The 12,565-nt window shown below is 52.5% G+C and carries 2 protein-coding genes; both read right to left on the reverse strand.

The annotated features are described in order from the left end of the window. Window positions 1-19: 19 nt before the first annotated feature. Entirely contained in the window at window positions 20-10,030 is a 10,011-nt protein-coding gene (locus F1381_RS24980; protein ID WP_151737534.1) for a non-ribosomal peptide synthetase, read from the reverse strand. A gap of 2 nt (window positions 10,031-10,032) precedes the next feature. Next, window positions 10,033-12,565 (reverse strand): condensation domain-containing protein (locus tag F1381_RS24985; protein WP_151737535.1); only part of this gene is annotated, 2,533 nt, incomplete at its 5' end.

Genomic DNA, 12,565 nt, shown 5'->3' on the forward strand with positions numbered 1-12,565 from the left:
ATCTGAAATCCTATTTTCCTCACTTAAGTGAACCTCGTCGTCTTGCTGCATGCTGCTTTCTTTTCTCTGCTCTGCTGACGGCGGCTTCTTCATTTATTTTCCCGGCTTCTGCTGCTTCGCTTGACTCAAGAAATCCGGATAATCCGCGAATCGTTGGATATTGGAACAACTCCATCACCCCAATCGGACGAGCTTTTCCTGACAGCCGTGCATTCAGTTTCGTTTGAAGGTCCACCAGCTTCAGCGAATGCCCGCCCAGCTCGTAAAAGTTGTCTTCGATCCCTGCCTTTTGAATGCCCAGCACCTCGCACCACGCTTGTACCATCAGCGCTTGGATTTCATTTTCCGGCGGGACGAAACGCGAAGATGAGCGCCGGTCGAGTTCTATTGGTGCTGGCAATGCCCTCCGGTCCAGTTTACCGTTTGTCGTGAGCGGAAGTTCCTTCATCATGACAAAGGCAGACGGTATCATATAATCAGGCAGATTTTGTTGAAGCTGCACCTTGATTTGACTCACCGATATCTCTGCTCTGGAAACAAGGTAGGCGACCAGCTCGTCTTCGCCGCTTTGGCTCTTCCTTGCCACAACAGCGACGTCTCCGATTCCATCGACTTTGCGCAACCGGCTTTCAATCTCCCCAAGCTCCATGCGATAACCGCGAATCTTGACTTGCTGGTCCGCGCGGCCGAGATACTCGATTTCTCCCGTCGGTAGCCAGCTCCCGATATCTCCGGTTTTGTACAATTTTCTGGACTTATGAGGCTCGATCCAATTTCCGATAAACCGCTCCGCCGTCAACTCCGGTCGGTTCAAATACCCTTGCGCCAAACCGGGGCCGCCAACATACAGCTCACCGATTGCACCCACCGGACTGAATTTGCCGAATCGATCAAGGAGATAAACTTGCAAATCAGGGATGGGCACCCCAATATTACTTACTGCTCCTTCTGTAAAATCTGCTTCCGTGATCGGCTTGTACGTAACATGTACCGTTGTCTCGGTAATCCCGTACATATTGACCAGTTGCGGCTGCTCAAAGCCATGACGATTAAACCACGGTTGAAGACTCGTGTAGTTCAGTGCCTCCCCTCCGAAGATTACATAGCGAAGAGCAAGGTCATCCGTTGCGGACTGCGCCATGTCTGCTTGAATTAGCTGCAGGAACGCTGAAGGCGTTTGATTCAGCACAGTGACTTTCTCTTTGCGCAGCAACTCGCGGAAGTCGTAAGGAGATCGCGCGACAAGCGGATTTACCACTACGAGCTTTCCGCCATGAAGCAGGGCGCCCCAGATCTCCCAGACGGAAAAATCGAAAGCGATGGAGTGGAATAACGTCCAGACGTCATCTCCGTTGAAGCCGTACCATTGTTCCGTTCGTTTGAACAGCCGCACAACATTACCATGCTCCAGCAATGCTCCTTTAGGCGTACCAGTAGAACCAGACGTATAGATGACGTAGGCCAGTTGATCGGCCCGCACCTTCAAATTAAGCTCTTCATCGGATTCAGCCTCTATTTCGGGCCAAGCAGAGTCCAGTGCAATCACTTCAACAGCGGCCGGCCATTCCACTTGGTCACGCAATGCGCTCTCGGTCAGCAATAAGTTCACGCCAGAGTCTTGGATCATGAACTCCACCCGTTCACTCGGATACTTCGGGTCAATCGGGAGATAGGCACCGCCTGCTTTGAGAATTCCAACCAAGCCTACAATCGTATCGATGGATGGATTCAGGAACAAACCGGCAAGACCATTCGTACCGATTCCCTTCTGGATCAAATAGCGGGCCAACTGATTCGCCCGGCGATTCAGCTCATCGTACCGAATCTCTGCTTCGCCGCAGCGGACGGCAATTGCATCCGGTGTCCGTTCCGCCTGCTCATTGAATAGATCGACCAGGCTCACTTGGCTGTCGTCGTACGCTAAGGCCGGATTCCAGATCTCGGTAATTGCCCTCACTTCATCCGCAAGCGCAATTTCCAAGTGACCCCATGCATCACAGCCGCCAAGCATCTGCTCGGATAAGTATTGCAGCCGTTCAAGCATCCGGTTGGGTGCCCAGGTACTTTCATCAAAGGCCAGCCGAATTTCCACCCCATCCAGCGAATCTTTAACAATAAAATGAACTTCATCAGCCTCGTAGGATTCATGAACCGCCAACTGCATACGGCTATTGCCTAAGCGAAATTCAGGAAAATTATAGAAGTTTGTATAGAAGCGCACGCACTGTCTTCCAAAGATCTGCCTCTGCGCGAACAGAGAGATGTTCTTGTGCGCCTCCGCTCGTTTGCGTTCCTGCAGCAGGCCGGACAAGATTTCTGCAAAGGTCGTTTCAGCTTGATCGAAAAGCCTTCTGGGGAATACGATTGGTTGAACCTGATACAGGCATCCAATGACATCAGCTTCCTTACTGTTCCGTCCACCCCGTACATCGAACAGGACGAAGTCACTTTCAGGCTGATAGAATCGAGCCAACAGCACGCCGAGGAGAGTTCGCAAATACGTGCCTACACTTACTCCCTGTTCACGGCAATATTGTCTGATCTTTTCCGAATGGGCTGCACCTAAGCGAACCGTTTCCAGATTCGGCTTTCTTGCCGGATTTGATGGAGTGCTGGCCGTTTGAACCAGAGGTACTGCTTGCTTCGCTGCATCTGTCCAAAACGCGATAGCCTCCGGGTTGTCAAAACATGCATTTCTTACGGCCACCAAATCGTGGAACGCCACATTCGGCATTTTTTCTTGGGCTCCAACCCTTTCCTTTTGGTAGGCTGCTGCCGCGCGCTGAAAAAAGAGATTCCCGGAGTACGCGTCCAGCACGATATGGTGGCAGGCCAGCACCGCTGTATAGACGCCTGTCGCCTGATCTTTGAACAGCACATGGCGTACCGCATTTTCAAACAAATCAAATGGCTGCTGTACACATTCCGCCACTATACTGTTGAAGTCATCGCCCTCGACGAATAGCCAGTCCATTTCCATAGAAGTATCCACACACTGATAGAAATTTCCGTTTAATGTGAAATACCTGCTTTTCAATACCTGAGTTGTCTCGATGGACGATAGAACGGCTGCTTTCCAGCGCTCAGCATCAACTGCAGTCCCTAACTCCACCGAATAAGCCAGCCCATATTGCCCGCCTTCCGCGCTGCGCAGGTAATCGAGATACAGGTCCCGCTGCACAGGCGTCAGTGTGGTCACGCTCAAGATCGACGGACGTGATTTCTGGAGGGCGTTGATAAATTCCTCATCCGTCACGCCGGGCAGGGAAATGAGCGGGCCGAATTTCTGAATCAGCTCTTCCCCCACCTCCGCCTGGATCATCAGTTCCGAGAGCTTATGACGCGGATTCGCCAGTGCGTTTGTAAGAAACTGCTTCCAAACCTCAATCATTCGTTCCATTGACTCACGGCTGAACAGGTCCGTGCTGTATTCAAGGGCACCCAGCAATTCTCCGTCAGCTTCGCTGAAGCTGAGTGTCAGATCGTACTTCGAAATTTCATGCGGAGAGCTCATCAGCTCAAATTCAAGACCCTCAAGCATCAGAGTCTGCATCGGAACATTCTGCATTACAAACATCACTTGGCAAAGCGGCTGACGATCCAGTTGGCGGTCAAGCTGCAGTTCATTGACCAGCTTTTCAAACGGCATGTCCTGATGCGTATAGGCTCCCAGCAAGGTGTCCTTCATGTTCGCAACCAACTGTTCAAAGGTCGGGTCGCCCGAAAGGTCTGTACGAATCGCCAATGTGTTAACAAAGAAACCGATCAATCCTTCGATTTCTATCCGATTCCGATTGGCAATCGGCATGCCGACGACGAGATCTTCGGCACCAGAATATTGTTTGAGCAGCAAGTTGAACACCGACAATAAAATCATGTGAGGCGTAGCGCCCATCGACTGGCTCAGTTCCCTGAGCGCCTGCACCTGTTCCTGTGAAATCTTTAACTGCAGGCTATCTCCCTTATAGGAAGGCATAACCGGACGGGGGAAATCGGTTTTGATCTCCAGCGAACCACTGTACCCGTTAAGGTGGTCTTTCCAGTACTTCAGCTGTTTGTCATACTCCTCACCCGACAACCATTCACGCTGCCAGATGGAGAAATCGGCATATTCGATCGGGAGTTCCGGTAACACTGCTGCTTGGTAGTGCGCCAGAAACTCGCGAATCAGGATCGTGATCGACCAGGCATCAGCGACAATATGATGCACCGTGAACAGCAGAATGTGTTCATTCTCTGCGATACGGATCAAGCGGCTTCTAAAGACAGGTCCCCGCTCCAGATCGAATCCGCAATTTGACTCTTCGGACGTGAGCCATTGAACTTTGGCTTCTGTTTCCTCGCGAGCGTACCCGTGAAAGTCGAGGTACTGCAAATCGAAGATATCTGTCTGACTCATGTCATTAATGATTTGCACCGGAGATTCATGGACGACCTGGAAGGTGGTCCGCAGCACCGCCTGCCGTTCCGCAAGCTTTTTAAACGCCCGCTCCACATCACGCCAGTTAAGCATTCCCTTAATGCGAATCATCTGCTGAATATTGTAAAATGGATTGCCTGGGCTTAATTGGTTAAGGAACCATAGGCGCTCTTGGGCAAACGAGAGCGGAATCTGCTGTTTATGCTCATATCGGTTCAATGCTATGGTTGAACCAGATTCAGTACATTCGTTCATTTTCGCTTCGATGTGCCCGGCTAATCCGCCCAGCGTCGGGTTGATGAATAGACTGTCGATCTGGACTTCAACCCCGAACCTGGAACGAATCCTTGAAGTCAGCTGGGTCGCCAGAAGGGAGTGTCCGCCTAGTTCGAAGAAATTGTCAGATACCCCAATCTTCTCAACGTTCAGAATCTCCCTCCAGATCTCGGCCAGAGTCTTCTCTGTCGAAGATTCCGGTTCTTGAAACTTGGCCGAGACCGTTCCCTTATCAGCCGCCAGCCTCCGCAGCGCCAATTTGTCAGGCTTTCCTGTCTCGTCTAACGGCAGAGTTTCCAGGTAATTCAGATCAAAGCGAACCACAGCTCCGAACGCATCTGTCAGATCGTTGCGCGACAGCGCCCCCAGCACGCCATTCGGTTCCGCCTCGCCTGAATAATAGCAGCACAGCAGATCACCCGGTTCCGTAGGAATACTCATTCGACTAGCGGAATAACGCTTCGCCGGATTCACTCCTACCATCATTGCGCCGGGTGTACGGCTCAAGGCGAAGAGCAACGAGGCCCAGCCTTGCTTCGGCAAAATGGACTGGAACCCCTTTGCCTTGGAAAGCTCGATGAGCATAGAACCTTTGTTCATCCCGAGCTGTTCCCACTGTGTCCAAGCGACGGAGTACACGCTCGGACCCGATGGTCCCACTGCTGAGGGTAACTCGTCCAAGTAAGCATTAGCTGCAGAGTAAGCTCCTGCTCGGTAGCCGCCGTAGGTACCATTAACTGAGGAGGACAGCACCAAGAAGGAATCTGGGCGATCCCAAAAAACGTCCAGCAGGGATTTCGCCCCTAACATTTTCCCTTCTATTACCTGCGCAATGGTATCCGGGGTCTCCTCTTCCAGCAATCTTTCCTCTAACACGCCGGCGTAATGAAACGCCCCCGAAATCTGCGCTTGCCAATGCGCCTCCGCTTTATTGACGGCATCAAGTAACGACTGCACATTCGAAACATCTGCCTGGATAAAGAGGACTCTGTCCTGTAAGTGCTGGAGGCCTTTCCATACGTTTGCGTAAGCGTTCCTCGTAGAGCGGGCAATTAATAGCACTTTTGCGTCAAACTGCTCCACCAACATTTTGGCGGTAAGGCTTCCTATCCCGCCAGTACCCCCGGTTATCAGGTAATGTCCCCCTCGTTTGATCGGCAAGGGCAACTGTCTTTGCGACAGATCCACGGGGAAGAGTTTCGGAATCATCCGTTGGCCGTCACGGAAGGCGACTTCACCAGTCAGCACGCCATCGGTCAATTCTCGATAAACCGCTTTTGCCGCAGCCGACGGCGCCGCTGCATCAAAATCAAGATGCAGGCATTGCGAACCGGGGCGCTCCTGTTCCATTGTCTTCAATATTCCGGACATCGCAGCCGCCTCCGGGATCGAAATGTCCGTGCTCAAGACCCCCCAGGCTTGGCGGGTGATCAGAAGCAGATTCAATGCACGCACTCCGTTTTGGTCTACCGCGTTCAGAAGGCGAACTACGCTGTAAAGCCCGTTCTCCAAGCTAGCATCGACATCGGACTGCCAAGCGTGAACAAGATGCGTTGGCACGACGCCCCAGTCGGACATAACAGCCGCAAATTCCTCTGTTTTGTTCGGATTTACTATGTAATGCTGATCACCCAGCTTTTCAAACCCCAAACCCGGCTCGACAAGCACAGCTCTTCCACCGCTGGTGCGTATAAGTGAAGCGAGATGGCCGCCCACACCATCTTGAGTGCCCAGAATCAATGCATCATCGATTGTATTGCCCATCCTGACAGACAATTGGCGCTGTACCCATTGCTTGCGGAAGAACCAATTCGGCAAAGTGTTCTCATTGCCAATTGCCAAGTCAATTTGTTTCAGAATCTCATCGTAACGACCCTCCAACAGCTCCTTTTTCATCAGTTCCCGTTGGATCTTGCCGCTGGTGGTCTTTAAAAAGGTGGACTCCTCTAAAGGAACGATAATGTCTGGCGAGATGCCAAGCTTTGAAGAAACGTTGGCTCGAATCGTTTGGGCAATTTGTATCTGTAACGCAAAGTCTTCAGTGTCGGCCACAAAAAAAATAGCAAGGCTTTCCGTTCCAGTGCCCGGGTCCTGTAAACCGCTCGCTGCTATGAATGTCGGCAACACTCCATCGACCTGACCGGCGATTTCCTCGATTTCATGGCAGTAAAAGTTAGCGCCGTAGATAATGATCAATTCTTTTTCCCGGCCTGTAATGAACAATTCGCCATTCAGAATGAATCCCAAGTCGCCTGTATTGAACCAGCCATCCCCCACGAGAGACTCGTTGTTGGCTTCTGCGTTGTTGAGGTAACCGGGCGTAACCACCCCGCCCCGAATCTGAAAACGGCCGATCACTCCTTCAGGCAAGATTTTATTGTGCCCGTCGACGATCCGGATTTCCACACCTCGCACGGTACGACCGGAACTAACGAAGGTAAGCGCATCGTGGAGTTGGGATTCACCCACGAGCTCGATGTGGCCGTGCAGGGAGGACTTCAATACATGAACCGCATGCACATCCCTTGAAAAATCGTTGCAGAACGTCATGCAGGTACAGACTTCCGCCATTCCAAACGCCGGCTGCATGACCTGTTCGGCAACACCAAAAGCACGAGTCGCATCCAAAAATTCTTTGATGACCGGCAAGGTAACTTGCTCCCCTGCATTCATCAGGTACTTCAACGAGCTTAGATCCCAGTTCTTATTGCTCTCTTTCAACACTTCGCTGACAAGCTTGAACCCGAAATTCGGAGTCCAGCTATGGGTCACCTGATAGGCCTCGATTAAATCAAGCCAGTGCAGCGGGTCGGTCAGCACATAGTCGGTGCGTACATGGATCTGCGAACAACCAAGATACACATCTTTCAAATGGCAGGTCAGGATCGGTACGACATGATCAAGCTGGAGCCAGTTCAAGCTAACATCCTCCGAGCAATACCCGTTATACTCCTTTGCGGCGTTGATATGGCGGATGATTTTTCCATGCACTTCTTGAATGCATTTCGGCGCGCCTGTACTGCCTGACGTCAGCTGGAAGAAGGCCAGGTCGCCGGGCTGCAGCTCATGGGCAACCCCTTCCGCTTGATCACTTTCCAGCGTCTCCACCGTCAGCACTTCAAGAGATTCCATTGAATAAAGACCGGTCATCTGAACCAGCGAACTTTTGAGGCGATCCGTTGTAAGGATCAACGGTTTCTCGAGCAGCTTCCAAGTATGATAGATTTTCGCGACCACTCCGTTTTCTTTAAGGTACGAAGGGGCGATCGCCACTGTCGCCGGTGTGATGCCGCCCATCACGCAAGCCCAAAAGGCAGAGAAATATTCGGGCAAACTGTCAATTTGGATAATAACCCGCTCACCCGGCTTGAACCCGCGCTCCTGCAATCCTCCGAGGATATGTTTCGCACGACGCACCAGATCGGGGTAGCAGAGAAATGTTTCTGCCCCATCGGATTCGATAAACGTAAGCCCTTTGTTCGGGAAACGGATCGCGGTCTCTTGCAACGCAGTCGATAAATCGCGCGGCAATGCATCTGAGAGGATGAGCTCTCCCCCATTTTGATAGGCGGGCGGTCTTTCTCCTCCAATCGAGATTGTATCCACGGCAGCGGATGATTTCTCTGCTTGCCCGGTTGGATCAAACACTTCCGAATCATCTGCTTTAGGAAGGATATCCGCCATGGCCAAGCGTTCCGCTTCGATTCGATGGGGTACCACGAGCGTAGCAGCTGCCGAAATACCCGGAAACAGACGAATCTTCTCCTCGATCGCATGAATCTGCTCCGAAGAAATAACCGGCATCTTCAGCAAGGCCGCTTCATCGACATATCCGTTTTCCAACAACGGAATAGCTGTAACAGCGGCAACCCCAAATCCAAGCTCCGCTTTCGGCATACCTGCCTGTATTTTTTCGTACAAGTTGCCTGCGTTGACGCCCTCGTCTTTGAAAACCACGTAGGCGACTGGTCGGGAACATCCGGTCAGGTCCATTTTTATTAACACAACTGCATCAGCTACCTCGGAATATCTCATCAAGGAGGCTGCGATTCGATTCGTGTCGCAGATTCGTTGTCCGACTATGGCCAGCGATTTAGATTGGCTCTCCACCCAACGCCAATCTCCCTCGGAAGACAGAACCGCTCTCAAACCGGTTGCGACCAGTTGACGGCCGTCCCACAGGCTCATCTCACCGACGACGCCTTCTTCCACTTCGTGACCCCGGGAATCGAGGAGAGCAGCGCGCCCCGGGCGGGGAATGCCAAGTGACAGCCGTCCATGTCTCAGGCCTGGCTGTGCTTGGACAGGTGTTAAATTCAAGGGCAAGCCCCCCGGAGTAAAGCAGAAATACACATCGGTACCGCAATTAGCCAAAAGAGAATCGAGCGACGCTTGCCGTATGGGTTCACTGCCGCACAAAATTGCACGAAGCCCCTCGGGAATCTGCTGCTCCCCATGTAAGATCGCTGCCAGAATCGGCGAATCCAAGTAAGCCACATCTGCCTGGACCTCTGAGAGACAGCCAAGCAGTGCATCCTGTGTCTCCGCATGGGAGGGAAGCAGCAGCTTCGCCCCCTTTGATAACGTCCAGAGCGCATGATCCAGCCAGACGTCGTCCTGGTCAGCCTGCCATAGGGCATATGTCTCCCCCTCCCGCAGATCAAAGGCAGCCTTCCAGGATGCCGTCCTGTCCGTCAACTCCGCCAGCGTTCGCACCACTTCCCGGCCGTATGTAAGGGTAGCGTAAGCAGCGGTTTCTCTCGCGGGAAAGGCCGGAAGTTCGAATAGGGCTGTGTCCTCCTTCAAGTGATCGACTAGCACGGTTACACACGCATTCGTTACAAACGAGTCCGCCCATGCGCTTTCACAAACCACGCCGGAGACGCCCATCTGCTCAAATCGGGTTCTTACTTTCGCAGGCTGTTCATAAGGATCTGCGGTTATGACAACCGCCCCTGCTCTCATGACCCCTAAGATCGCCCAAAGACGCTGAAGGGGATTTGTCACATACACGCCGACCCGGACGTTTGGTTCCATTAGCTGTTGAAGCAGGGAGTTAGCTACACGATGCATACCGGCACGGATTTGTTCATATGTGGCTGCTTCCTGTCCCCAAAGCACAGCTATTTGCTCCGGATTCGCGAGAGCTTGTATTTCGAACTGCTCCAAGATCATCTCCTCGGCGGAAGCCCATTCTTCTTCCAACCGTAGGGCCTCGTAGGTCTGCTCAATCAGTTCTTCCGGTACTTCAAATTCAGACAGGGAGAGTCTTTCAGCTAAAAGACTTCTGATCTCTTGATAGGCTGTTTCTTTTTGATAGGACTGAATCCCCATCGCTATCCACTCCTTCCACTGGTTAATTTATTCAAGAGACCCCGCAGGTCTTGCGGTGAAAGCACAGGCTTTACCTGGCTCACCGCTGGAATCGGCGCTTTCATTTCAGACAGCTTCCCGTCTGTATTTTTCACCCAGGCATCCAATAATGAGGTGAGGTATACCCCTAGCCTGCGGATTTGTTCCGCATGGAAGAGGTCTTCATTGAACTCAAGCTGTCCCACGAGTTCCCCGCGTACCTCCTCAAGATTCAGGAACAGGTCAAACTTGGATTCATCCAATGGCATATGAACCGGAGTTATCTCAAGTCCTTCCAGTGAGATCGCAGCCGGGGATGCGGTTTGCAGGATGAACATCATTTGGAACAAGGGATGGGTCCCCGGCAGACGCGGCGGATTGACTTCATCCAGCACCACATCAAATGGCACATCTCCATTGGAAAATCCGTTCAAGACAATATTTTTCACGCGTTCCAAATACTCGGACAACCGGAGATCCTCAGAAAGATCAATGCGAAGCGCCAGTGTATTTGCGAAGAATCCGATCAGCCCCTCCAGCTCGGAACGGCTCCGGTTAGCCACCGCTGTGCCTATGACGATATCGTCCTCGCCAGAATATCGCTGTATGACGACCGCGTAGGCCGCCAACAGCACCATATAGAGGGTACAGCCGTTCGTCTGAGCCAATTGTTTCAGCAGCTTCAATTCGCTTTCCGCAATACGGATCGGAACTTCTGCGGCCCGGCCGACGCCGGAAGTGGAGCGTATTTTGTCCGTCGGCAATTCCAGGATGCCTTTATGGCCGCTCAATTGCCGTTTCCAATAAGCCATCTGCTCGTTCAGGCATCCCGATTCGAACAGATCGCGCTGCCAGACCGAATAATCTCCGTACTGCACCGCCGGCTGCGGGAACTGCGAAAAATCCCCTTCAGGCTCCCCGCTAAGTTTCCACAACTCCCCGAACTCACGCACCAGCACGTTCAACGACCATCCGTCCGAGATAATGTGATGCATGTTGACAACCAAGACATGTTCTGATAGATCGCTTTCCTTCCTCATTAAAATCACACGCAGCAATGGTCCATGTGCCAGATCGAATCCGACCTTCGCCTCATCCTGAATCGAGGCACTCATTTCTTGGTCGTCCGGTATCTGCATGCTGCGGAAATCAATGCGCGCTTCCGCACTGACATACTGATACGGAATCCCCTCCCGAACACCAAACGTCGTCCGCAGGACCGCATGCCGGCGCGCAATTTCGTTAAAGACGGCTTTCAGCCGGGCCGAATTAACCTCGCCGGTTAATTTGTAGGCTCCGACCATGTTGTAGTTGCTGGAACCGGGGTGAAGCTGATCCAGGAACCAAAGTCTTTGCTGTGCATAGGAAAGCGGAAATATGACCGTGTCCGGCTCCGTCCTTTGAATCGGTAACAGAGCAGGCGCTAAATCAGAAGTTTGCACCTTTGAGCCGATCAAACGTGCAAGAGATTCCGTCATTGAGTGAGAAAAGACATCCCGGACAGAAACTTCCACGTTGAAAGTCTCCTGAATGCGTAAAACCAAACGCATAACGAGCAGTGAATGTCCGCCCAGTTCGAAGAAATCATGACGGGTACCGATGCCCTGCACGTTCAGCACTTGCTGGAAAATATCCAACAGCTTGGCTTCGGTCTCGTTGGTTGGTGCGGCGTATTGCACGCCGGCTTGCGCCGTTTTATCCGGATCCGGCAAGGCGTTCCGGTCGACCTTCCCGTTCGGCGTTAACGGAAGCTTGTCCATCTGTACATAGTAGGGCGGGACCATGTAGTCCGGAAGATACTCCGATAAGTAGGCTTTCAGCTCTGCTCCCGGGAGCTCGCGGTCTGCAACGATGTACGCGCAGAGGTAAGGGTCATTCTCGTCCCCTTTGGCCGCTACGATTACTTCTTTCATGTTCTCGTGCTGCAGCATTTGAGTTTCAATTTCGCTCAGTTCGATCCGGAACCCGCGAATTTTGACTTGGTGGTCGGCACGGCCCAGAAATTCAAGGTTGCCATCGGGCAGCCACTTTCCAACATCACCGGTGCGGTACAGCAGCTGCGGCTCCTGCCCGTCCACCTTCACCGGAACAAATCTGTCCGCCGTCAGTTCCGGACGGTTAAAGTAGCCTGCCGATACACCGGCACCTCCGATGTAGAACTCTCCCAGTGCTCCGATCGGTACGGGCTGTCTGTTCTTGTCCAGCACATACACTTTGGCATTGCGGATGGGCCTGCCCACCGGCACGGTCGAGAGCTGCCCGATTTCGCGGCTGTCGATCCGGTAGGACGCAGCGACATCGGTGCATTCGGCCGGCCCGTAAGAGTTGATGATCCGCGCGTTGCAGCTGCCCGATTGGAGCCACGGTGCCAGGAACGCAGGTTTTAACGGTTCCCCGCCGAGATACACGCAGCGCAAAGTTTGTAGAGATTCATACTGGGCATCAAAATCCACAAGCGGCTGGAACGCACTCGGTGTGCAGTTTACGAACGTAATGTTATGCTGCCTGATGGTCCGC

Origin of the sequence: Paenibacillus tengchongensis (assembly GCF_008973665.1) — a bacterium.
GTDB lineage: Bacteria > Bacillota > Bacilli > Paenibacillales > Paenibacillaceae > Paenibacillus_AQ > Paenibacillus_AQ tengchongensis.

What these genes read in the sequence shown, in the direction of transcription:
- F1381_RS24980 (WP_151737534.1), bottom strand. Translation starts at nt 10,030, where the DNA reads ATGGGGATTCAGTCCTATCAAAAAGAAACAGCCTATCAAGAGATCAGA.